We start from the raw sequence: 23437 nt of genomic DNA, 5'->3' as shown, positions 1-23437 counted from the left end.
CCAAAACGGCTTGAACGCTTTAGATTTTAAGATTCAAGCCGTTATTATTTACTTGATATGAGCAATTTATAACTAACCTAGATTGTACCATCCTTTTCATATAATTGATTAGGTGTGGGTCCGTCGGGATTTCCATATTGCTCTAAGTTCCTTTGTTTCATTGATTCTAACCCTTTATGATTACCAGTCTTTAAATAATTATTAATTCTCCCTTCATTTCGTTGATTAACTCTCATTCTAGCAATTTCCTCTAATGATTTACTACTCTCGCCATGTAAAATGTCATCTCGCTTACTTCTCACGCTTTTTATTGTTTTGTAATACTCATGATGGCACTGCCTTCATAACATTTTGATTCTGAACATGGCTTTCTCTTATCAGCAAATTTTAAATCTCCTTCTTATGTCCATAATAATATGCTCTTATCTAGCATGTATTATAACCTAAAGCCATATTGTTTTTAATAATAACAAAAAACCTTGAAAGGCATAGAGCCAATCAAGGAATTTTTTAGTTACTAGGATTCAAAAGCTGTTCTATCTGGAAATATACCACCTTCTCTTACTAGACAAACTGCCAATCTTTGAGCAGCCCTATCATAATAAAATTTAGATGGAAAATTACTGTTTGGGATAGCTTTTAGCTCCGAAAATTTTCTAGTAAACTTATTTAACTCAATTTTCCCCATAATATCTTCATTCGGTCCAAACCTATAAACCACAATTTCATTATCTTCATATTCCTTTAATAACAAAACATACGAAGCCATTTTTTATTTCTCCTCAGGTGGATACCATAGACGCCCAGACTCTACTGTTCTATCATGTGCTTTCCTATAGTCCGTTTTGAATATTCCTTCAAATTTTGATTCAAAAAGTTCATGATTCAATAAATCAATATCATTCTTTTTATAGATTCCTTTTTGGAGCCTATCCCATGCTTGTGCAATTTCATAATCTGACTCAAAGCGCCCAATTCCATGTTCCTTAATATGCTCTTTAAAAAATAAATGCTCTTTGATTCTCTGTCATTCCAGTATTTTGTGCGATAGAACTTACATCAGTTTTGGATTTTCTAAAGGATTCATACATTTCATCTGCTTTATCAAGTCGTTTTAAATACCATCTACCGAAAGTTCCCTACCACCAGTTTGAACTTTACCCGTGCCCTTATTACTCAGACTATTACTACTAACAGACTTACCCCTTGTTCCTCCAGTCGGTTTTGTCGTTGATGCGCCTTTTGCCCCCAACACAGATGTAGCCACGCCAAAACTATCCAACCAATGTTCTTTAGATAGAGGATCTTTTGGGTTTACTGCCCCTTTAGCCATGTCCGTAAAACCAAACGTTGCGTAATTTAAAAAATCTGATGGTGAATCCAGTATCTTATCGGCTCTACTTTTTGCCCCAGACTTAATACCGTCGACTGCACCGAGTGTCAGATAATTAGCAAAATCATACGGTGAGTCTAGTGCCTTGTTTGCCCTCGTTTGAAGCCCCTTGTTGAAATCCTTTCCAATTTCTTTGAAGCTATTGAAAGACTTCACCACTGGCTTTTGGATTTCTTTTGTGACTTTCGTTGCGACGGATTTTACTTGAACGGCTACTTCTTTCGCTGTTTGTTTCACTTCTTTTACAACTTCTTTTGTTTTTGCAACCGTTTGCTGATAAGCTGCCTTCACATTATTGATGGTTTTCTTGATAGCTTTTTTTGTCGCTAATACCGCCTTTTTGATCGTTTTTTTTGCTTTTTCAACCCATTTACTTTTGGTTATCGTATTTTTTAGCTTCCGTGCCTTGGTAAAGAATTTGTCCCATTTTTTCTTTCGTTTTTTCTTTTTCTTCTTGGAGGGCTTTCGTTGCTTTTTCTTCGTAGAGTCCTTCTTTTTCGTTGATTTTTTGGCGGATTTTTTCGTACTCTTTCCCTTCGATCCTCCACTTTTCCCCTTTTTTGCGCCCTTGGGTGAGCCTACCTTTGGAATTATTCCTAGTAAACTCCCCACTAATCCTAATAGCCCATTTACTCTTCATGTTATATTAACCTAATTTTCAAATATTTAGTTTATAAGTTATATTGTACGGCTTTATAACTTTTTCGTAAATAGATGCTAACGAATAAAAAAACATATTATGTAAAATATTGTAATAAAATTCATGAATTTGTTGAATAAAAGGATTATTTTTCTTAAAAAGAAAAAAGATCAACATTGTGTAACGCTCCATCCCTTACACCCTAGTTAACGCTTGTTTGGATTTTTCGAGCTCACAAAGGAAAGCTCTTTAAAATTTATGACATCCATCAAAGCCCTAGGTGGTTATAATACCCTATTCCCCTGACTGTCTATTGATAGAAGTCTTCTGTTGGATGACCATAAACCTTCTTCAATTAGTGCATATCATTTCATAAATTGCATATTTTGAGAAAAACGGAGGATGATGATGAGTCAGCATAAAAGTCCAAATTTGTCTAAATTCGTTGAGCCACTCCCTATTCCGCCAGTATTGCAGCCATGTCGAAAGGATGGCAACGCTACCCATTACGAAGTAAGCATGACACAATTTCAGATGTCCTTACATCAGGAGTTAAATCCTACTACAGTTTGGGGCTATGAGGGAAGTTATCCTGGGCCAACGATTGAGGTGGAATCTGGCGAGCAAGTATATATTAAGTGGCTAAATAAGCTACCATCTACACATCTGCTTCCCATTGATCATACAGTGCATGGCGCACAGAAAGAATTGCCAGATGTGCGAACTGTAACACATGTCCATGGGGCGATCGTTGAGCCTGAAAGCGATGGCTATCCAGAAGCATGGTTTACAAAGGACTTTGCACAAACAGGACCCTATTTTGTACATGAAATTTATCACTATGCCAACCCCATGCAAGCATGTGGCCTATGGTATCATGATCATACAATGGGCATTACCAGACTAAATGTCTATGCAGGGCTTGCTGGTATGTACATTATTCGAGATCAGCGGGAACGCTCCTTCCATTTTCCTGCTGGTCCCTATGAAATTCCTCTTGTTATTCAAGACAAATCATTAAATCATGACGGCTCTTTATATTATCCACGACAAACTGACCCACCTGTTGCAGGCTTAGAAACATCCATTGTGCCAGAATTTTTTGGCGACCTTAATCTTGTAAATGGCAAGGTCTGGCCGTATTTAAAGGTGGAGCCGCGCAAATATCGATTTCGACTATTAAATGCAGCGAGCTGTCGTTTTTATCAACTATCATTAAGCTCAGGTCAATTCTTTTATCAAATTGGGACAGATGGGGGACTAATGGAACATCCTATAGGCATTCAGCAGCTACTACTATCGCCTGCTGAAAGAGCTGATGTTATTATTGATTTTTCAAATATGGAAGGACAACGCATTATCCTTCATAATACAGCACCCGCTGTATTTCCTGGAGGAGATGCGCCTGATCCAAGCACAACAGGGATCGTTATGGAATTTAGAGTTGAGCAATCTTTAACGTATATCGATATTAGCGCTATTCCAGCTTCTATGGGAGCACTTCCCCTCCTTGATCTTACACAAATATCGAAGTATCGTAACCTTGTTTTAGATTCAACAATGGACCACTTTGGTCGACATGTTATGTTGCTTGACAGTAAAATGTGGGATGATCCGATATCAGAAAAACCACTATTGGGTTCAACAGAGTTATGGGCATTTCTTAATATCACAGGGCAGACCCACCCTATGCACGTTCATCTAGGGTTCTTCCAACTTATAGACCGTATTCCATTTGATGCTGAGCGGTATCAAAAGGACGGCACAATTTTGCTTACGGGGCCTCCCGCTCCTCCTGATCCAGAAGAGCATGGCTGGAAGGATACAATCCGTGCAAATCATGGTGAAATTACGCGTATCGTTAAACATTTTACGACTTACACAGGACGATATGTCTGGCATTGCCACATGGTTGAGCATGAAGATTATGAAATGATGCGGCCATTTCTTGTAGTACGCGACTCCACTCAAATAAATAATGTATAGCTTGGCAAACTAGTTAAAGACCTTATTTTGAAAAATTCATCAAATAAGGTCTTTATGGGCATATTCACTATATAAAGCGATTTATCAGACATATTACTTGATCATTGTTTCAACGTTTTCTCAGCTTGAAATACATTGTTTATGAGTACAGCGCCTCTTGTTCCAATTTACTTTTCTGTTCAGTCCCTATTAATGCTGCTCTTTAAGATAAATTTGCTAATTTTACTGCAGGTATTGCTTTACAACGTTATCAAACACTTGAAGATGTTGCGAATTTAGTGTCGTTCTTAGCTTCAGATGATGCAGATTATATCACTGGTTAAGCCATTATCACAGATGGTGGACTTGTTTACCGTTAAAATTTTTAATAGCATCAAGTGCTTTCTCTTTAATGAAGGCACTTGATTTTTTTTTATTTAAAAAGCCCTGTAGAGAAATATCTCCACAAGGCTTTGGTTGCTAGATTATTTTGCAACAGAACTATCTTTCACTTTATTATTATTCATATCAACTAGGTTAGTTGCTTGAAACTCAACAACAATACTATCTGCTAAAGTAAAGTCCTTTTGAGTTGTAACGGTAAGTTTACCATCTGTTACAGCTACAGAAGCAGGCTCTACTGTTAAACCAGCAATCTTCACTGTTACACCTGTTACAGTATCTTGCTTAGCAATAGCTTCTGTAAAGTTTACGTTAAATGTTTTACTATCCACTGCTGTTATTGTAGATGCTACAGGGGCAATATTTTCTTTCAGTGCTATTTGAGTTGTAGCTTTTCCATCTTTAAGTGTATTGCCCTTTGTGTCTACTATATTTTGAGCTTCAAGTACATAGTTACCATTTACAGTAATAGAGCCTTCAGGTAAAGTGAAGCATACTTTTTTCGTTCCGTCTATAAATTGTAGTTGTGTACCTGTAGGAAGCTCCTTACCTCCAAGTGTATAATTTGCTGCTGTTAGAGCTGTTGCCGTAACATCTGCAGCATACTCAACAGTAAATACTTGATTATCTGTTACAACCACTGGTGTTGTTCCAAATACTAATGAATCTGTAATCGTTTCAGGTACAGTTTCAAACGTTCCCGTAGCAACATTAAATGTAATCGTATTTGCCGTTACATTGTCAGCTAAATCTGTTACTGCTTTAGCAGCTAATTCAAATGAATAGATTGAATTGCTATCTAAATCAATATCTACTTTCACTGTGTTTTTCTCTGCGCCCTCAATTTTTCCATTACCATCTACGTCCACACCAGAATTTGCTTTTACTGCTGTTACATTGCCAGCCGTATAAACAATACCATTCTTCGTTTTAAGTGTTAGATTACCGTCTACTTTTACAGGTTCATTAAACGTAAGGTATAGAGCATCTACATCTGTTGTTGCATTCGTATTATCCGCTACTAACATTTTTGATGAAGCAGTTACAAGCGTAGCAGGCGTTTTATCTTTTGATAAAATAGCATTCGTTTCAAATGAGTCGCCCACATTACCAGCTAAATCTTTATGATCTTCTACTCGAATTTTTGTATTAATAAATTGCGCAGTGCCTAATGCAGATGCTGCATCAAGCGTGAATACTGTTTTATCCGTAGCATCCTTGATATGAGCGTCTGTTAAGTAGAATACTTTTGTTCCTACAGTTACTTTTGCATAATCTTCAGTAGTTGTCTTCGCACTAAGGTTTTGCTTCACTAATTCTTCTGAGAAGTCAAAAATAATATCTGTTCCGTTCACTGTTGTAGAAACAGTTGGTTTTGTGTTATCTGCTACTGGTTTTGAAACCGTGAAATTCGCAGTAAGAAGATGAGCAATATTATTAACGAAATCAGTAGCCCCAACAATATCAACTTTATAAGTTTGTTCAGCCGTTAATCCTGTAATTGTTAATGTTTTACCAGATAAAGTATAACGATCAGCAGTAAGTTGAACACCATTTACGTTCACTGTCCCTGCATTTTGTACATGCTCATTAAAAGTGATCACGGCTGTTGTGCCTTTTGCTTCAACTGATTGAACATTAACCGGTGTTGTATCCACAAATGTTGTTAATGTATTTAGTTCTTCTGTTAAAACAGTAGCGTCTGCTTTTGTTTTAATCGGTTTGACAGTTACTTTTCCATTTGTTAATTGTAAGCCTTTATCAGTTGTTAATGTGACAGTTAGGCCGTCTTCAGATACTGCTGCGTTGGTGATTCCTACACCTTCAAGAGCATATTTCGTTGTAATAGCAGCATCCTGTGCGTCAATGGCTGTATTAAACTTAATTTCAAATTCTCTCGCATTCAGTCCTTTTACAGCTTCTACAGCTGGTACTACTTCTTCCTCTACATCTTCCACTGCATCAATTGTACGTTTAATCATTGTTGCAAATTCTTCACGGCTGATTTTATCTTGTGGCGCTAATAATGAGCCTTTCCCATTGATTACTCCATTAGCAACAGCTGTTTCTAAGTACGATACAGCCCATTTAGAAGCTTTAGAAGCATCCCCAAATTGATCAAGATTAGCCTTACCTGTTAATTGGTAGCCCTCTACAATTACTTTCGCTGCTTGTTCTCTTGTTAATTGTGCTTTTGGTTCAAATTTACCGTTGCCCATACCATCAAATAATTCTGGCGATGTTGCAAGCACAGCATTATAGAACCAGTCTTTTTCATCTACATCTGAAAAATCCTCTGTTCCTGTAGCCTTTAGATCTAACGCTTTGGATAATACTTCCGCAGCTTCTGCACGTGTAAGTGTACCCGCTGGATTGAAGTTTCCTTTTTCATCACCTTGGATAAATCCTTTGTCTGTTAAAAATTGAACAGCTTCTTTTGCCCAAGATGAAATGCTATCTGCATCTTTTAATTCAACTGCTGATGCCACTGGTAAGATTGCAGATGCCACTAATGCTGCTGTAGCTGTTGTTACAAAAAATTTACGGCCTTTGTGTTGTTTTGTCATGTGTTTATTCCTCCAGAATTTCAAAAAATCATATTATTTCTTGAAAACTATATTATCACTCTATTTTTTTTAATATGTATAATACGTTCTCGCAAATAATAAATGCTCATCATTATAGGTAAAACCTTTTTCTAAGTTTTTCATGATTAAATCTACCAATCAAACTTAAATTTGCTTTACAAGACAATACTATTACTATGCTGCCAATAAATAAACGCTAAAAATACGGTAATCCTTATAGGGGGTTGGTTTTGGAGGGAAATTCTTCATAAAAATAACACACGTGTTGATTAACCAAAGTTATGCAGTTTCAGGATGGTTAAGATCCCAATGAAACATTAAATCCTGATTCGCCATTCCAGTGGCAGCACAAAGAATCAGGCGTTTGAAACCTGCGAACGAGAGGGATTTCGTGTTAGTATTCTTCATTCCTTATGTGTAAATAAATTCCAAACAAACATAGACAATAAAGGCTGCGAATAACTGATTAAATACGGCATTTCTGGTTGTCCCGAATAGAACAGGTACGTTCAAGTTTTGTTTCATCCAACGAGAAAAACTTTCAATTGCCCAACAAAATTTATACATATCGGCAATTTCTTCAGCGATACTATCCATTAAACTTGTCACGACCCGTATTTCTTTCCCTTCATGATCCATGAATTGAACAACTCGATGGCGATTGTTCGTTTGTTTTTGGGGTGTCCCAAGTAGGTAAGTAAAATCAGCTGACTCATTGAAATTATTGATAGGACTACTGTAGAGCGATTTTTTGCGATTTACTTGTACATAATGTTGATGGTCTTTCAGATAACGATCGACTTTATCAATAGAAAAGTAGGCACGGTAACAAACGAGGATAAACCTTTTATCTTCAAGAAATTCACCAATGGAATCATCATGTTTTAAACCGATTGTTTCTACAACTTTTAAGGGCATCGTGGTTTCATTCGTAAAACTAACATGTAATTTGATTCCTGAACGTTCACCATGATAGACAGCCCAAGGTAAACGGGTTTTGCCTACTGTGATGGTAGATGAATCAACAGCTAATCATGTTTGGGGCATGTTCAATTGACGACGAGCTGCACGATTGAGTTTCCCGACAATCACTTCAACCAAACGTTTGATGATGCCATCATCAAGTACTTTTTAATGTTTAGAAAATGAAAAGTGATTCACCGAAACGAGACCATTACTTGGTCCCACATCCGCTGCGTGGCGTAAACTTCTCCACTCGTTCGTTGCAACACCAATTAAATACGAAATGAGCATGGGAACCGTACATTTTCGTGCTGTTTCTACATAATCGAATTCATTCAGGATGGATTGCCATCCTGCCTCTGAAAGAAAGTTTTGAATGAGCATAAAATCGTGTTATTCTGGTTCAAGAGAGATTCCTCATTTCGTAATTGTTTGTGTGGTAACCAACAACTTTACATAAAAATCTCTCTTTTTATATAATTTTTTATTGGGGGAAATTAGATAATCAACACGTCTGATTTTGTATATCAATTTTGACAAATGAGCCAACTCAGGGTTAAAAAATTTCGTTTTATTTATATTATTGTAGATTTTCCTTTTCAAGTAGAGAACAAAAATGGGGTTGGGACATAACTAGCTTTAATCCATAAGAAATACGAATTGGTATGAATGCCAATTCGTATTTCTCTATTTTTTCTTTTTCTCCAGATAATCTTTCACTATTGGCTGTGAATTTTTTTAAATTCCATTGCCCTCGATAATGATTGTAATAAATCATATAACTCTTTATTTCTTTTTTTACTTCTTTTATCGTTTCACATGCTCTAATAGTGGTTTCATCTTTAAAATGCCCAAAGAATGATTCTTGTGGCGCATTATCCCAACAGTTTCCTCGGCGTGACATGGACTGCCCTAAGCCCATTTTCTTTACTAAGGCTCGGAATTTTGGATTCGTATAGTGGAAACCTTGATCCGAATGGATAAAGGCATCTTCCCTTAAATGGCGATGCTTCTTCAATTTATGTAACGTGTTAAGGGCAATTTCTATACTTAATGTAGAAGTTACTTCATAAGCTAAAATTTCATTTGTTTCGGCATCTTTTATCGTTGATAAATAAGCACGTTTACCGCCTCCATATGTTAAATATGTGATATCAGTTAGTAATACTTTTCCTGCCACACCTTGCTTGAAGTTACGGTGTAGATTGTTAGGAGAGGTGCAATGTTCCTTCGTTGCTTTTGCCATACGACGTGCTGGATTCGCTTTTCGAATGGGGCAGATGATATTAAATTTCTTCATAATGCGACGGATTCGCTTGAGGTTGTATGTAGTTCCATATTGGTTTTCGAGTGTCATTTTTATTTGACGCGCACCTTTCTTTCATCCTCGGAAATGAAAGGCCTTTAAAATAACTTCCTTCACCGCCTCATCTTCTTCATGCTGTTTTTGAAGAGTCAAGATAGCTTCTTCTTTAAAATAGCGATAGTAACCTGAGCGTAAAACATTTGCAATTTCACAAAGATAACGCACCATTCGTTTTAATTGATATTTTTCAATGATCTGATGGATTAATTCAAATTTTTGTACAGTACTTATTTTGATTTCTTCTTCATCAGCTGCCTTTCGAGTTGATCTAGCTTTTTTAAAAGTTCGTTTTCTGCTTCTAACAATTTCATTTTAGCCTCTAAGCGGGCGTATTTTTCTTCTAAACTTAATTCACGCTCTAAAGGGCGGCCTGAAGTATGTTTTCTGGCATCTTCTACACCTGTTAGCCCATGTTCTTTATAAACCGTACGCCAACGATTCGAAGCTTTACGAATACGTGTGGGACCAAGGGCTTCAATGTCAAAACCCGCCTCAAGAAATATTTCACTTGGATATTTTCCTTTATCGTATTCATCAATAAAAAATTCTTTAAATTCATCCGTATAAGTAATGGCTTTCGCACTTACCATTTTGACGTATGGATTTAATTTTAATTGTGCCTGTTGTTGTCTCGAAAATAAATTTTTAGTCATCCTACTTACCACCACTCGTTTTTTTCTTCATTATAAACAAAAATACCCTATAAGATGACCTTTTTGAAAGCGTCTATCTTATAGGGTACATTTTATTGTGTTGTGATGACTTAATTTTATTAGAAGTGATCCTTATTTTTCATGAAAAAAATTTAAAGCCAGTGAAATTTTATGTTTAGTAAAATTTCACTGGCTTTTTAGTTTAGGGATGAGTTTTGTCCCAGTCTCTTCCTACGATTAGTCAAGTATAGTTTTGTTCTCTACTTTATTCTATTTATGTTTTCACAATGAAAATCTTCTCCCTAATAATGTCCCTAATAATGAAGCTATGGCAACAAAAATGAACAATATCCCATATCCCATATTGCTCCAAGGATTATCTCCTATGAAATAAGTTGTTATCGCTACAATTAGAGAAGCAACTGTTAAAATTAAACCAGGTAAAATATAATGTTTTTTAGACGGATTTTTTTTTGATAATTTCGAGGCGAAAAAATAAACCATTATTATTACTGCTATGCCTGTAATTATAAAATATCCCAATTAAATACACCTCCTTTCAATATATTCAATTATAGAGGTAGTTACAGAAAAATGTAAATAATAAAAAAGGCAGGTATCAAAAGATACCTACCCTTTTTGTTATCTACATTTCATTGCATTTGGACCAAAATAATGGTAAATTAGATCAGTAGCAACTGGTCCATCCCAACGATTAGCTTGGGTACAATCTACCAAAGCTTTATCACAGCAAGCATCACCATTTCCAAATGCAGACCAACAACGATCATGAGCACGACAACAAGCATCAATTGAGTTAATCGGAGTACCGCCACCCTTTGATAATCCATCACCGCAACCAGGTCCACAGTGTTTATAACCCCCAGCTAGACAGAATGGGAAAGGAAAGTCTTTTGCTACAACTCCTTGATATTGGTCATTATCAGCTTGTTCCAGGTCGATTGTAGCATCTAAGAAATTACCTTCAAATTTAATTTTACTATTTAAACGTAACTTACCTTCTTCGAAGACATAAGTAATAACATTTTCACCGTTAACTATATCAATAATGAGCGACTCTCCTTTTTTGTTGTGATTTTGATCTTTAATTAATATATTTTTAATTTGAACTTCCTCGTTAGCTCTTACGGCTGTAATATTACCAAAGTCAATTTCTCCATTATCTCGGTAATCAGGAACGGTAAAATCATATGCAATTTTCAGTTCCAAATCTTCAGTTTTGAAGGGAACGATCTTTTGCAATTGTTGAATTACTCCTTGGCTTTCCAGTTTAGAGATAAAACCTTTTTTTACTTGAAGCTTTTCTTTTTCTTCCTTTACATATTTACCAGATAGAATCAAAATGTAACACTCCTTTTTTATTTTTTATTAATTAATGTCGGCAGTTAAGTAAAGACAACCTCCATTAATTTAAAGGTGATAGCCGGATTCGAACCGGCGATGAAGGTTTTGCAGACCTAGGCCTTACCACTTGGCTATACCACCGCGTCTAACAATCACTTGCCTTACATTCAATAAAAGTGAATTTTTAATATGGGAATTAAAAAAATGTATGAAATTTACTTATAAAATTTTATTTCTCTCTTTTTGAATTGTCTTTTAATTTTTCCACTTATAAAAAAGAAAAGGAAGTGAGTTGGATGCAGGAGTTAGAAGATTTTCTATTTCAAATAGGTAATTTTGGCTTTCCCTTAGTTTTAGCAATTTATTTATTATTAAGATTCGAAAAGAAACTCGAAAAATTGTCCAATGCTATTTCCAACCTAGAAAACACAATAAATAATAAAAAAAAATAAGTTTTTTGTAAGCCGGTATTCAAATAACGCATATAAACCCGCAGCACCTCCAGGTACTCTAAAGGTATCAATTAAAGGAGGTGCCTTTTATATGCCACAGCAAAAATTAATGATTATCCCCGTCACATTATATCCCGAAGTTAAAAATTCCTCTGCAGCCAACTCAACAGAAGATCTCCGCATTAATTACATGTACGATTAAAACAGCAACTATGACAATTTCCTTCTGTAATGGTGTAGATGAGCATATCATCCAAATCGTGATGAGGGAGTTGAAACTTCTGTGAAACGCGATTTTACTAACGTGAAAAATATCTACATCGTTTTGGGAAAGACGAATATGCGAAAAGGCATTGATGGCTTAACTACACTGATTCAAGACTCTTTCGAACTTGATCCCTATAGCAATTCGATTTTCCTGTTTTGCAGCCCAAGTAAAGATTGATACAAATGTTTGTATTTTGATGGGGATGGGTTCGCCCTACTTTATAAACGTCTAGATGGCGGAAAACTCCAATGGTCGAAAGATGAAAATGAAGTACGGAACCTTTCGCAACAAGAGCTTCGCTGGCTGCTAGAAGATTTATTGCTACAGTAGCCAAAAGCAACTTAAAAAACATCAAAAGGTGTATGGTGTGTATTCTAAATTCACTTTCTCAAATGGTATAATATGAGAATCTTATACGAGCGGAAAGCGGTGAATGTTTTGGTGAACGCTTCTTTTAACAACGAGAAATTAATCAAACTTCTTGAAGAACAGCTTGGTTATATGAAGCAATAAAACAAAGACTTATCTAAACAGATTGAAGCACTAACTGAACAAGTACGCTATTTCAATCATGATGGCGAAATTTGTTTTACATGTCGATGAAACATATGCACAAATTATTAAGCGTTTGGATGGAAAGTCCAGGCAATCGAATGCCTACAATTGAGTTTACCGCAGTGTGCCGAGTCAAGGTCCACGATTATTCTATTTCAGAGTTCGTTATCACGGGCTCGGTCTGTCCTTGAGGATTTTACAAAGGGTTATACTGGCACAATTATTTGTGATGGTTATCCTGCTTACAGCAAATTAGAAGGTGTAACCTTCGCCAGTTGTTGGGCACATGTTCGTCGTTATTGGTTGTAGGCGGATAGTAAAAACGGGCAAATCGGCGTAAAATAAATATTGCGATGATTTATATCGACTTGAACGTAAGTTTAAGCACATATCTACAGGGAAACGTCGAAAACAACATAAAAAGCTTTCGAGGACAATCGTTGAAAAGTTTCTGGATTGGGTTGGAAAATCGCCTTTCTATGGAAAAAATGCGCTTGCAAAAGCTGCAGAATATACACTCAATCGGGTGAATGGTCTGGAATGTTGGGCGTATTGCAATCGATAATAATCCAGATGAAAATGCCATTCGTCTCAACGTCATAGGGAGGAAAAATTGGCTTTTTTCTGTCAGTGAAGCAGGTGCAAAAGCAAACGCTATCTGCTTGAGCATCGCAGAAACAGCCAAAGCAAATGGTGTGGACTTCTATCAATACCTGATGAAGTTAATGACAGATCTACCGAATCTGGATATCCATCGAAACCTAAAAATTTTAAATCAGTACACGACTTGATCAAAAAAAATCCAAGTTGCATGTGGAAAATAAAATCGCCGTATATCTGATGAAAAATCAATGATATACAGCAATCGTGATGCGTATCGAAAAGGTTCACCTATTTTTTATAATTTGGGCTTACTTTTTTTAATAATCCAGTCTTAATTTCACTTCTATATATTGAAATGAATTTTAAGGAGGAGTTTTTTATGTCTATAGCAAACAAAACTAAGATTACCGTATTTACTCAAACTGGCTGCCAGCCCTGTGTAATGTTAAAAGAATGGTTAAATGAAGAAACTATTCAATTTGAAGAAAAAAACATTAAAGAAGACCCACAAGCTCGAAAAGAATTTGATGATTTAGGCCTTGCATTTACACCTTTTTCTTATATACAATACAAAGGAGAGGAACATACTGTTCCTGGAGCTGCAATAGAAAGGTTTAAAGAAATTCTTGCCCATTAAATAAATTTCTGAACAAAAAAATCTCGCCTAAAGCGAGGTTTTTTGGCATGTTGTTGAAAAACTATTTTGTTAATATCTATTTTTAGAATTTTCAGTTAAAATTTCTTTCACTCAACTACTTTGAGAGGGAGAGATTTTTTATGTTTTATACACTTTCTTCACAAACCATTGAAATGAATCGACCCTTCTATCGTGCCAGGGTGGATCCAACTCATCCCTTACTTGCACTTGATCATTCCATGAATTGGTCTTTTATTCTGCAAGAAGTCTCAAAGTACTATGTACAAACCAAAGTGGGACGCCCGACTATAGACCCTTTAGTCTTAGTGAAAATCTTATAGATTCAAGTTTTTGAAGGCTTTCGTTCCGTACGTTTTACGTGTCGCCAAATTCATTCGAATGTCACTTATCGTTGGTTTTTAGGCATTTCTCCATTTCAACCCGTTCCTCATCACAGTACGATTTCACGCTTTTTATGGGAACGATTACGAGGGGGAGCTTTTTAGCAAACCCTTTTCACTGCACAACTCGACCAATTCTTCAAAAAAGGGTGGATTGCCAACGAAACATGGACTGCGGATGAAACAGAGTTGAAGGCGAATGCCAATAAACGAATTCGTCAACAGCTACCTATTTTCACAACCATCGCGCCAAAAGAAGTTGTCCATATCACCCATTTCAGTCCAGTTGATTCAGATGCTCGTCTCTCCGTTAAACATGTGAAACGCGGACAGTTTGCTTACTTTGAACACCGGGTTGTCGATACTCCATGGGTTCATTTTGGCCACTGAGGTGACCGCTGCCAATGTGCCAGGGCATCAAATTTTACTGCAACAAGTAGATGAACTACGAGATGTATTGGGAAGTTATGCGAAAGAAATTGCATTGGACGCTGGCTACTACAATGCGCGCTGTGCGAAAGCTTTATTTGAACGGGGCTTTTTGGTGTCTCTGCCTTATAAACCTCCACGGACAAAAGAACAACCACCATGTAAACGAATCCACTTTCAACGGGTACATGAAACGCTTTACTGTTGCCCAAACGGTATCCCTTTCACTTATCGGACAACGACCAGACAAGGCTATCATGAATTCAAGCCTCCCAAAAATAGCTGTGTAGGCTGTCCATTTGCCTTGAAGAACAATCAAGACCGTGTCTTACGCATTTCTATCCATCAACCTATCTATGATCGTTTACGTGTCATTCCTTTATCTTGGCGAGGGAAGATTCTAAGTTGGGTAAGCTTCAATCTTCTTCTTTAAATCTTCAAACGGGCACAGTTCTTCACCATAATACATTTCTTGTTTTAATAAACTGAAAAAGTTCTCCATTGGTGAATTATCTATACAATTACCTTTCCGTGACATACTCTGGAATATTTTGTTTTCCTTAAGTGCTTTTACCCATTTATTATGCTGATAATGCCATCCTTGGTCCGAATGAATCGTTGTTCTGTACGTAGAATCTTTTACGATTTCGAGAGCATCCTCGAGTGGTTTAAGAACTAGTTCTAGGGTTGAACGTGACCTATACCGTATGAAAGAATTTCGCTATTAAACATATCCATGATTGGGTTCAGATATAGTTTTACACCGTCTAAACACTTGAATTCTGTTATATCAGTAGTTAACTATAAATGCTAAAATCTACATGTACAAACGCACTCACTTAAAGATGTACACTTTTGCTTCACTTTCTTGCATACTAATCATGAGGTGATTAGTATGTACATAACGCTAGATGTTCAAACGAATTTTGAGATTAACAGTCTTTCAGACTTACCAAAATTCAAACAGTTAATGGGGAATTTAAAGATGAAAATAAATAAGAGTCAGTTGGCAAGAGAAATGGGTGTAGATCGACGTACTGTTGATAAATACTTAAATGGATTTACACCTGTATTTCGCAATTGAAAAATGAGCCACTTCGCAACTTTCAAATAGAGCCACTCTGTACACATGTGGAGAGGAACAGTTTGTCTTCTTCTAGGCTTGACATGGAGCCTCTGTGAGCATGATTCCCTCATGAAAGGCTTGGCATCAGGTTTCATGTCCTAACCACGGTATCATGCTCACCTCTCCATGTAAAGCCGAGTTGTCCTTCTCAAAAGTACAGGGAATTTTTAGTGGCTCACCTTTTTGATTAATAAATGGCTCAGAATTAGGTTGCGATATACATACACCAAAAGGAACAAAAGAAAAGATATCTATTTTAGACGATTATTATGAAGTGATTACAGCTTTACTATCAGAAGATTCGAAGCAAGTATTTTATTACCGTCGCGTACTTTGGCAATATTTAAGGGATAATTATGGGTTAGAATGTGGAGCTTCTACATTCCGCCGCTATATTTCTAAGAAGCCTGAATTCGCCGTTTATTTCACAGAACAAAAGCGTATCCCTTCACCTAAAGGAACGACAAGATTCGAAACACCACCTGGGCAACAAGCACAATTTGATTGGAAAGAAAGTATTCCTTTTGAAACAAGTGACGGCGAAAAAGTGGAAGTAAATGTAGGTGCGCTTGTACTGGGGTATTCACAATTCCGTGTATTCACACTTACCTTACGAAAAACACAGGATATTTTATTCTCTTTTTTAACAGAAGCATTTGAAAAAATCGGTGGTGTGCCAAAAGAGCTCGTCACTGATAATCCAAAAACAATTATGGACAAACCACGAACAGAATATAGTTCAGGAAAAGTAAACAGCCGGTTCTCAGCATTTGCGAAGGATTTTGATTTCAAGGTACGACCATGCATTGCGGGGCGTCCTCGAACTAAAGGGAAAGTAGAAACACAGATGAAATTCATAGATGAAATCTATGCGTATCAAGGTCAATTGACCTTAGAAGAGTTACATCAGTTTATTGAAAAGTTGATGAATCGCATCAATCAATCTTTTCACCAAGGTTCTGGAAAAATACCTGTATTCGCATTAGAAAAAGAAAAGAGCTCCCTTCTTCCGCTACCAACAGAAAAAATCAGGAACTCTTATCGTATCAAGCATCAGCTTGTACAAGTGAATACATCAAGTATGATCTCCTACAAAGCCAACCAATATTCAGTCCCCACCAAATATATTGGGCAAAAAGTCGGGATACAAATACATGATAATCAATTATGGATTTATTATAACATGGAGTGCATTGCACAACATCCTATATCTAAACGAAAATTAAATATTCGTCCTTCGGATTACAAAGAAACGTTGCAAATTTCTGCACCTCATTATCCAGACATTGATGCTTTAGCGAAAAATAATCTAAAAGCCATTGGAGAGGTGTATGACACATGATACAGCAAACAAACTATCAGCAGCTTCTAAAGAATCTAGAGTATTTAAAATTAAAGCAGATGATTACACATCTAGATGAAGTCGTAGACTTCAGTGTTCATAATCAATTACCGTTTATTGATACGTTGATCAAGCTAACAAATTATGAAATTGATTTACGTGAGCAAAATATGATTCATGCGATGGTAAAAGTGGGCGCATTTCCTAACTTAAAAGAAATAAAGGACTTTGATTTTGACTTTCAACCAACGATAAATCCGCAGCAAATTCACGATTTTACTACACTGCGTTTTATTGAAAGTAGTGAAAACATTGTATTTTTAGGTCCAAGTGGGGTTGGCAAAACACATTTGGCCTCGGCAATCGGTATCGCAGCTGCAAAAAAACGTACAAGCACTTACTTTGTGAAATGCCATGATTTGATTCAAAACTAAAAAAAGGCTCGCTTAGAAAATCGTCTAGAGAGCCGTTTGAAGCATTATACAAAATATAAGTTACTTATTATTGATGAGATTGGTTATTTACCGATTGATCCGGAGGATGCAAAACTATTCTTCCAATTAATCGATATGCGTTATGAAAAACGTAGCACCATTTTTACGACAAACGTTAACTTCAAGTCCTGGGACGAAGTGTTTCAGGAACCCAAATTAGCGAATGCGATTTTAGATCGTATTTTACATCACGCAACAGTTGTCACAATCGTTGGCAATTCATATCGTTTGAAGAACCACTTAGCTCCAGAAGGTGAGTAATTTTATACACAATTAAGTGAGCGTTTTTGTACATAGATTAGTTGACATTTGTAGTTAACTTTTGATGACATACATTTGTGTGAAAACGGCGATTAATACGGTTCTTCGCAATCGTCCCCACAGTCTCTTTGTAAGAACTATACTTACGTGATTTTCTTATGAACTTATCCCTTTTAAGGTCTCGTTTTTTCATGATACGTTGAACCTTTTTGTGATTGACTTTATGTCCCTGGTTTTTCAATTCCAAGTGGATACGACGATAACCATAATTGCTATTATTCTCCTCAAAGATAGAGAAAATACATGCTTCTAGTTCCTGATCGGGATTCTCCTTCTTTGTCATTTTTATATGATAATGATAAGAGGATTCTGGTATACCAACTACCTGCAGGACATCCTTTAATCGGAACGTTTCTTTGAGTTCGAATGATAACGCTGCTTGTGCTTTTCGAGATAGCCGTCCGGATTCATCTGAAAAGCTCGTAACTTTTTTAAGTATTCTCCCTCTAAACGAAGAAGCTCATTTTCTCGTTCCAATTGTTGTTCATATGTCATTTCTTTTTCAACTGAGTGCTTGTTCGTTCCGTTCTTAGCTTTATCAGATCTTAGCTTTATCAGATACAGGTGGCTGTCCTTTCAATCGATCCAGAGCTTCAGCACCACCAGCTAAAAATGTTTTCTTCCAGGCAGTTATCATAGGAGGATTTGTTAGCCCAAATTGAAGGGCTGTTTCTGTTACTGAAGACCCTGTTCTTTTCATAAAGCTTCATACATCTAGCTTGAATTGAACAGAATAAATTTTATTCTGTTTCTTCTTTATGATCCCTTCAATTCCGAATTTCTCATAATTTTTTACCCAGTTAATAATCTGCTTATGCGACTTCACGCCATGTTTCTTAGCCAAACGTGGATATCCAAGTTTTCCTTCTTGATATTTCCGAACACTATAATCATCTTAAATTCATCACTCTATTTAGCCATAAATAAACACCCCAAAAGTTAGATTTTCAACTCTAACTTTTGGGGTGCATCACATAAAAAGCGAGGTTTTTTGTTCATTATTACAGCAATTACAAATCTTAATATTGTAACTTTCTTCGATAGCACTCTTTAAATTTTTTAACTCTTTTGAATATTCCAAGCAAATATTTTGATAAAATTCTTTTTCTCTATTCTCCGTACATTTATCTATACATTGAGCCAATTTTATTAACTCTGTTTTGATGCGATTATATTTAACTATCTCTTTTTCCATAATGGAATCACTCAATATAAATACCTCCTACTTCTTTTATTGTTTAAGTGAAATTTATCAACTCAATTTAAAATAAATTCGTAAAAAAACTATTTTTAAACTATTGAAAATAATTTCACTTATAAAAAAAGGAGGTGGGGTATTGGTAAATGTTCTTCTACCAAAATTCACTATTAAACAATTAGAAACACGTAACTATGGGATTGAAAAAATGGGTGTGGGTAATTTGTGGAAAAAAAATACAAAAGGGAAGCGCATCAATGTAGCGGTTATTGATACGGGGTGTGATGTTGAACACGAAGAATTAAAAGAAGCAATAATAGGCACTTATAATTTCACCACCGACGATAATGGAGAGATCCACAATGTAACTGATTATATAGGACATGGCACCCATGTTTCGGGGATCATAGGAGCTAGAAACAACATATACGATATAGGAATAGCTCCTGAAACAAATCTTCTAATTTTAAAGGTTATCAATAAAAGTGGTTCTGGTAATATAAATGATTTATACAATGCCGTTGAGTATGCTATCAATTGGCGAGGAAATGAAAGTGAAAAAATAGATGTTATTAATATGTCCTTAGGTACTACAGAAGATAGTGTAAAATTGAAAAATGCCATTATTAAAGCCGTAAAGAAAAATGTTATAATTGTCGCAGCAGCAGGAAATGAAGGCGATGGTAAATCCGATACATTAGAAATTTCATATCCGGGGTATTACTCCGAAGTTTTTCAAATTGGTGCTACAGATATTAATGACAATCCAACATTTTTTACAAACAGTAATAAGAATGTTGATTTTCTAGCTCCAGGTAAAGATATATTTTCTTCTAAACCTAATAATAAATATGCAATTCTTTCTGGCACTTCTATGGCTGCTGCACAGGTTGCAGGAGTTATAGCATTAATAAAAGGTCTTTATAGACAACAGGGCCTTGAAGTATCAAATATAACTATTAGTGACTATTTAAAGCAAAGATCTACATTTTTACCGAAAATTTCAACATATATCCAAGGATTTGGTTTAATAAAAATTTAACGCAAAAAAGTTATGGAAAACAAAATTCCATAGCTTTTTTTGCGTAACTCACATTTCGTACCCATATCAGGTTAACTCTTTATTATTTTCCATAATTTTAAAATTATGGAAATAAGAGCTATACTAAATAGCCGTGAAAAAATTCGTTTTTTCACAGCTAGTTTAAGTTGCTCTTACAGATAAATTGATTCGCTCAATCCAAGGTCCGACAGAATACGTTTTCTTCATAGGTCATTGGCTGCCCAAATTGGCATTGCGTACGGCCATCGGGAAGCTCCAGCACTACGACTTGTGTATATTTCAATAGCTGAAAAATTACTTGTCTCGTGGGCTTTCTCAAGATACATCCTCCGGCCTCGTGCAGAGGATTTTTTTCTGTAATCTTTTGACATAATCGACGTTGGAAAATACGGTAAACTACAAGTGCCAGTAACAGTCAGTAGCCGAGCACCAACACACGCTCAGGTTTCTTCAAATAAACTTCATCGACATAAACAGGATCCTTCAAAAACGAAAAGTTCATCTCCATGTTGATTTGACTTTTGTACAGCTCAAGTATCTTTACTTCGTCCATTTTCTTGCCGTCTCGCTTGTTTAGAAGTGTTGTGACGAGCACAAAACGAGAAGCATGGCGGCGCTATTTCATCAAACCGTTGTTGGTCGAATGTGTACGCGACCTTCACGATATAATTCATCACGATTTCAGGCACCGTATCTTTCTTCGGACGACCACGCTTTACTTTAGGACGTTCCTTTTTTCCACCAGTGTTGTTACTGTATGAAAATCTAACTTGAAGCTAGGCGTCACGTCTTATGCGACTTTTTCTGCATCTTCTAGGCAGTAGAATGGTTGCTTTTGGAGGTCTTTCATCAGTTCTTCCATACGTAATTGTTCTGATTCGCATCGGCGTTTAAGCGTATTTTCCTTTTTCTTATCCAGTGCGCTCAATTCTACTACAATCAAACGTACATCATGATCATAATATGTTGCACTCGTTTCAAAAAATTGATAGACAGCACCTGTTTTCTTTATGTACTGATACGGCTCGGACCAGACAGTGGTTGCTTTATCAGCTTGTCCGATCACTTCTTTTACGATTTTGAGATTGCTTCCACCACGTGAAATCAAATGTGACTTTGCTCGTTTAATCGCATTCAGTAAACGCTGAGGAATCCGCAACGTAGACAAAGCCATCTTCTAGTTCCACCTGTTCGAATTGTCGATGTAATCGCTCGAGGACCTGAGAGTTCCACTCTTTGTCCGACGTATTACCATCATGTACGTCCGCATAAATTGGAATCCCGTCCTCATTGCCAATCAAGTCAAACTGAATCTATTTGGCACCAGCACGATCACGACTGTAGCCAGATGTAATTTGAAGGGCATCACTTGGGTTTTCATATGCCCTGTAAAGCGACATACTTGGTGTCTCCCCTTGAAAAACAGTCAGTGGGATTTTCTCATGTTGGTAAGTTTGAAGCAAGAATGTGGTAATGATTTTATGAATCACGTCATACAAGCGAACGAAATGTCGTCCAATTGCTTCATCATTAAGATCAGACGGTTCTAACCCAGACCGAATCAGCTTCTACAAATCAATTTGGGTTGCCATTTTTCCAGATTCACAATCGCTTGTCAGCCGCTCAAAATGTCGAGGATGATAATTGTACAATATCACTTGGCTACTATCTTGCATTGCTCAGCGACAGGTACCAATTTGTCGATAAGTTGTGGTAACTTCAGTTCCTTCATCATCTCACTCATGATATTTAAATACATGGCATTGTATATCGCTTTAATTTGAATTATCACCGAATCCATCGCTCATTTTTTACAAGTTATGATTTATTTCTACAAACAGATAAAAAATCCTACTTCTTCACTTCGGAGAAGTGCGGAATGTGAGACATAATTAAAATATTCAAAAAAACGAATAATATAAGAAAATTATAAAATAATGGTGAATTATACATATTTTTTGTAATTATAGAACATGTTTTGATTTTTCTTTTAAATTTTACCAATTAAATTCACTTAATAAAAAAGAGGAGGTGTTTCTTTTGAAAGAAATTAATGGCCTTTCAAATGAAAATGTATACGCAGTAGAGGAAGATCAATGTTTACAGAAAATCATTCAAGAAAAGTACTTTGAACTAAAAGAACTTCCTGAAGTTCAAGAATTTATTAAGGATAGTAAAAATGAAATTCTCCTATCTGAAGCATTCCAAAAAGGAGAACTTGAAACAGTTCGTAAGTTAAACATTTCTTTTCAAGAATTCCAAACAATAAATAGAAAACGAAAAGCTATTAATTATTCAGTTGGAATTATTAGAATATATTCTAAAGATTATGATAAACGTGTAAATAAGAGGAATAATCGTAATCTTTTAATCTTAGATAAACCTGTTAAAGATAGCAGTGAATCTCCAACTGCATTAATGATAGAACTAATTCAAGATCATAACCAAAAAGAGTTGTCTAAAAGCCTTTTTGTAGATAATCAATTTGAATTTGAAAATGATAATTTGGAAAAGTCTTATACTTACCTTTCGAATTTCCAGAAAGAATTGTTAAATCTTAAATATGTTGAGGGTTATAGCCAAAGAGAAATTTCTCGAATTATTGGCCAAACTGAACAGAATATATATTACTGGCATAGAAAGACTATCAAACAACTTCAAATGATTTTGTCTTCTAATTTGGGTGGTGACATAATACGTGGATAGAAAAAACGATGTGAATAGAGAAATAGAAGAAATTTTGAAAATTATTGAGCCAAAAAAGAGATTTCATTTATTGCAAACAAATATTAACGAAAGAGAAGATTTATCACAGGAAATCGATCTTTTAATCTATCAAAAATTACAAACGTATCTTGAGAAACAACCACAAACTTTTTACCAATATCTAAAATCAAATGAAAACAAGACAAAAGAGTAAAAAAGGAAGAGGGAGGGATTGGACTGACCCCAACAGTATAGACAAATAAAACAATCATGAGCTTTCTTCTCCCAACCCTGGCATGAAAATAAGTTCTTCCTGTCCATAATGGTAGGGACACAAACAGGATGTAAGACGCGGCTTTTTTTGGTGGCTTAGACCCTGGGCATAAAACTGTTTGAGTGAATTTGGTGTTCAATCCTTTGTTAGCTCCACTTGATAGTAGGATGACTACGTACAGAAAAATGCTTATTTTCAAATTCACTCACTGTTTGTGATCTTTATTGTTTGGA

19 protein-coding genes, 1 tRNA gene and 7 pseudogenes are annotated in these 23437 nt (G+C 36.0%); 13 read left to right on the top strand and 14 right to left on the bottom strand.

Annotated elements, in window-relative coordinates; all coding sequences use genetic code 11:
• Window positions 1–77: 77 nt before the first annotated feature.
• The 3 genes from MHB44_RS07445 to MHB44_RS07435 form a co-directional block, all read right to left on the bottom strand.
• Window positions 78–236 carry a hypothetical protein gene (locus MHB44_RS07445; protein WP_341302198.1) on the bottom strand — a complete coding sequence of 53 codons (159 nt, stop codon included), beginning with the start codon at window positions 234–236 and terminating at the stop codon, window positions 78–80.
• Between the two features lie 281 nt (window positions 237–517).
• On the bottom strand, window positions 518–769 hold the full coding sequence (locus MHB44_RS07440; protein ID WP_341302197.1) for a hypothetical protein: 252 nt from the start codon (window positions 767–769) through the stop codon (window positions 518–520).
• 345 nt (window positions 770–1114) lie between these two features.
• Window positions 1115–2005 carry a hypothetical protein gene (locus MHB44_RS07435; protein ID WP_341302196.1) on the bottom strand — a complete coding sequence of 297 codons (891 nt, stop codon included), beginning with the start codon at window positions 2003–2005 and terminating at the stop codon, window positions 1115–1117.
• A 430-nt stretch (window positions 2006–2435) separates the two neighbouring features.
• Here MHB44_RS07435 and MHB44_RS07430 point away from each other — a divergent pair, with 430 nt between their 5' ends.
• Window positions 2436–4019: a multicopper oxidase gene (locus tag MHB44_RS07430; protein ID WP_341302195.1), complete on the top strand. Its 1584-nt coding sequence runs from the start codon at window positions 2436–2438 to the stop codon at window positions 4017–4019.
• A 221-nt stretch (window positions 4020–4240) separates the two neighbouring features.
• Window positions 4241–4342, top strand: a pseudogene (locus MHB44_RS07425) (acetoin reductase); the annotation flags it as partial.
• A 141-nt stretch (window positions 4343–4483) separates the two neighbouring features.
• Here the strand turns inward: MHB44_RS07425 and MHB44_RS07420 are convergent.
• The 6 genes and pseudogenes from MHB44_RS07420 to MHB44_RS07395 form a co-directional block, all read right to left on the bottom strand.
• Window positions 4484–6967, bottom strand: a complete 2484-nt coding sequence (locus tag MHB44_RS07420; protein ID WP_341302194.1) for an S-layer homology domain-containing protein — start codon at window positions 6965–6967, stop codon at window positions 4484–4486.
• Window positions 6968–7399: 432 nt separating this feature from the next.
• Window positions 7400–8008, bottom strand: a pseudogene (locus tag MHB44_RS07415) (transposase); the annotation flags it as partial.
• A 670-nt stretch (window positions 8009–8678) separates the two neighbouring features.
• Window positions 8679–9970, bottom strand: a pseudogene (locus MHB44_RS07410) (IS3 family transposase); the annotation flags it as partial.
• A gap of 282 nt (window positions 9971–10252) precedes the next feature.
• Complete coding sequence (locus MHB44_RS07405; RefSeq protein ID WP_341302193.1) at window positions 10253–10513, bottom strand: YesK family protein; 261 nt, start codon at window positions 10511–10513, stop codon at window positions 10253–10255.
• A 99-nt stretch (window positions 10514–10612) separates the two neighbouring features.
• Complete coding sequence (locus MHB44_RS07400) at window positions 10613–11332, bottom strand: hypothetical protein (RefSeq protein ID WP_341302192.1); 720 nt, start codon at window positions 11330–11332, stop codon at window positions 10613–10615.
• A gap of 73 nt (window positions 11333–11405) precedes the next feature.
• Window positions 11406–11476 (bottom strand) — tRNA-Cys (locus MHB44_RS07395).
• A gap of 155 nt (window positions 11477–11631) precedes the next feature.
• On the opposite strand from MHB44_RS07395, the gene MHB44_RS07390 reads away from it, so the two are divergent.
• The 8 genes and pseudogenes from MHB44_RS07390 to istB all read left to right on the top strand — a co-directional run bounded on the left by MHB44_RS07390 (window position 11632) and on the right by istB (window position 17903).
• Window positions 11632–11787, top strand: a complete 156-nt coding sequence (locus tag MHB44_RS07390) for a YvrJ family protein (protein ID WP_341302191.1) — start codon at window positions 11632–11634, stop codon at window positions 11785–11787.
• Window positions 11788–12718: 931 nt separating this feature from the next.
• Window positions 12719–12919 carry a transposase gene (locus tag MHB44_RS07385; RefSeq protein ID WP_341302190.1) on the top strand — a complete coding sequence of 67 codons (201 nt, stop codon included), beginning with the start codon at window positions 12719–12721 and terminating at the stop codon, window positions 12917–12919.
• 79 nt (window positions 12920–12998) lie between these two features.
• Window positions 12999–13401: pseudogene (locus tag MHB44_RS07380) on the top strand (transposase).
• Window positions 13402–13592: 191 nt separating this feature from the next.
• Window positions 13593–13850 (top strand): glutaredoxin family protein, encoded by a 258-nt coding sequence (locus MHB44_RS07375; RefSeq protein WP_341302189.1) that lies wholly within the window; start codon window positions 13593–13595, stop codon window positions 13848–13850.
• Between the two features lie 780 nt (window positions 13851–14630).
• Window positions 14631–15113 (top strand): hypothetical protein, encoded by a 483-nt coding sequence (locus tag MHB44_RS07370; RefSeq protein ID WP_341302188.1) that lies wholly within the window; start codon window positions 14631–14633, stop codon window positions 15111–15113.
• A gap of 462 nt (window positions 15114–15575) precedes the next feature.
• Window positions 15576–15749 (top strand): annotated as a pseudogene (locus MHB44_RS07365) (IS21 family transposase); the annotation flags it as partial.
• A gap of 280 nt (window positions 15750–16029) precedes the next feature.
• Window positions 16030–17148: pseudogene (gene istA / locus MHB44_RS07360) on the top strand (IS21 family transposase); the annotation flags it as partial.
• Window positions 17145–17903 (top strand): annotated as a pseudogene (istB, locus tag MHB44_RS07355) (IS21-like element helper ATPase IstB). The pseudogenes istA and istB, both read left to right, overlap by 4 nt.
• Window positions 17904–18302: 399 nt before the next feature.
• Here istB and MHB44_RS07350 read toward each other — a convergent pair.
• The 3 genes from MHB44_RS07350 to MHB44_RS07340 all read right to left on the bottom strand — a co-directional run bounded on the left by MHB44_RS07350 (window position 18303) and on the right by MHB44_RS07340 (window position 19173).
• Window positions 18303–18458 (bottom strand): hypothetical protein, encoded by a 156-nt coding sequence (locus MHB44_RS07350; protein WP_341302187.1) that lies wholly within the window; start codon window positions 18456–18458, stop codon window positions 18303–18305.
• 43 nt (window positions 18459–18501) lie between these two features.
• Window positions 18502–18663, bottom strand: a complete 162-nt coding sequence (locus MHB44_RS07345; RefSeq protein WP_341302186.1) for a helix-turn-helix domain-containing protein — start codon at window positions 18661–18663, stop codon at window positions 18502–18504.
• Window positions 18664–18933: 270 nt separating this feature from the next.
• Entirely contained in the window at window positions 18934–19173 is a 240-nt protein-coding gene (locus MHB44_RS07340) for a hypothetical protein (RefSeq protein ID WP_341302185.1), read from the bottom strand.
• 127 nt (window positions 19174–19300) lie between these two features.
• Between MHB44_RS07340 and MHB44_RS07335 the strand changes: the two genes are divergently transcribed.
• Window positions 19301–20203 (top strand): S8 family peptidase, encoded by a 903-nt coding sequence (locus MHB44_RS07335; RefSeq protein WP_341302184.1) that lies wholly within the window; start codon window positions 19301–19303, stop codon window positions 20201–20203.
• Between the two features lie 193 nt (window positions 20204–20396).
• On the opposite strand, the gene MHB44_RS07330 is transcribed toward MHB44_RS07335, so the two are convergent.
• Window positions 20397–20543: a hypothetical protein gene (locus MHB44_RS07330; protein ID WP_341302183.1), complete on the bottom strand. Its 147-nt coding sequence runs from the start codon at window positions 20541–20543 to the stop codon at window positions 20397–20399.
• A 471-nt stretch (window positions 20544–21014) separates the two neighbouring features.
• A complete protein-coding gene (locus MHB44_RS07325; protein ID WP_341302182.1) occupies window positions 21015–21398 on the bottom strand; it encodes a hypothetical protein in 384 nt (127 codons plus the stop codon).
• Between the two features lie 866 nt (window positions 21399–22264).
• Between MHB44_RS07325 and MHB44_RS07320 the strand changes: the two genes are divergently transcribed.
• Window positions 22265–22930, top strand: a complete 666-nt coding sequence (locus tag MHB44_RS07320) for a sigma factor-like helix-turn-helix DNA-binding protein (protein ID WP_341302181.1) — start codon at window positions 22265–22267, stop codon at window positions 22928–22930.
• Entirely contained in the window at window positions 22923–23144 is a 222-nt protein-coding gene (locus MHB44_RS07315) for a hypothetical protein (protein WP_341302180.1), read from the top strand. Before MHB44_RS07320 ends, MHB44_RS07315 begins: the two co-directional genes overlap by 8 nt.
• The last annotated feature ends 293 nt before the right edge of the window (window positions 23145–23437 follow it).

The sequence above is a fragment of the Lysinibacillus sp. FSL H8-0500 genome, assembly GCF_038051955.1.
Taxonomy (GTDB): Bacteria; Bacillota; Bacilli; order Bacillales_A; family Planococcaceae; genus Lysinibacillus; species Lysinibacillus macroides.
This window is presented reverse-complemented; position numbering and strand designations above follow the sequence as displayed.

Coding starts and splice junctions, on each gene's coding strand:
- MHB44_RS07420 (WP_341302194.1), bottom strand. CDS start 6,967: ATGACAAAACAACACAAAGGCCGTAAATTTTTTGTAACAACAGCTACA.
- MHB44_RS07440 (WP_341302197.1), bottom strand. CDS start 769: ATGGCTTCGTATGTTTTGTTATTAAAGGAATATGAAGATAATGAAATT.
- MHB44_RS07375 (WP_341302189.1), top strand. CDS start 13,593: ATGTCTATAGCAAACAAAACTAAGATTACCGTATTTACTCAAACTGGC.
- MHB44_RS07445 (WP_341302198.1), bottom strand. CDS start 236: ATGAGAGTTAATCAACGAAATGAAGGGAGAATTAATAATTATTTAAAG.
- MHB44_RS07325 (WP_341302182.1), bottom strand. CDS start 21,398: ATGGCTTTGTCTACGTTGCGGATTCCTCAGCGTTTACTGAATGCGATT.
- MHB44_RS07350 (WP_341302187.1), bottom strand. CDS start 18,458: ATGACATATGAACAACAATTGGAACGAGAAAATGAGCTTCTTCGTTTA.
- MHB44_RS07390 (WP_341302191.1), top strand. CDS start 11,632: ATGCAGGAGTTAGAAGATTTTCTATTTCAAATAGGTAATTTTGGCTTT.
- MHB44_RS07345 (WP_341302186.1), bottom strand. CDS start 18,663: ATGAAAAGAACAGGGTCTTCAGTAACAGAAACAGCCCTTCAATTTGGG.
- MHB44_RS07430 (WP_341302195.1), top strand. CDS start 2,436: ATGATGATGAGTCAGCATAAAAGTCCAAATTTGTCTAAATTCGTTGAG.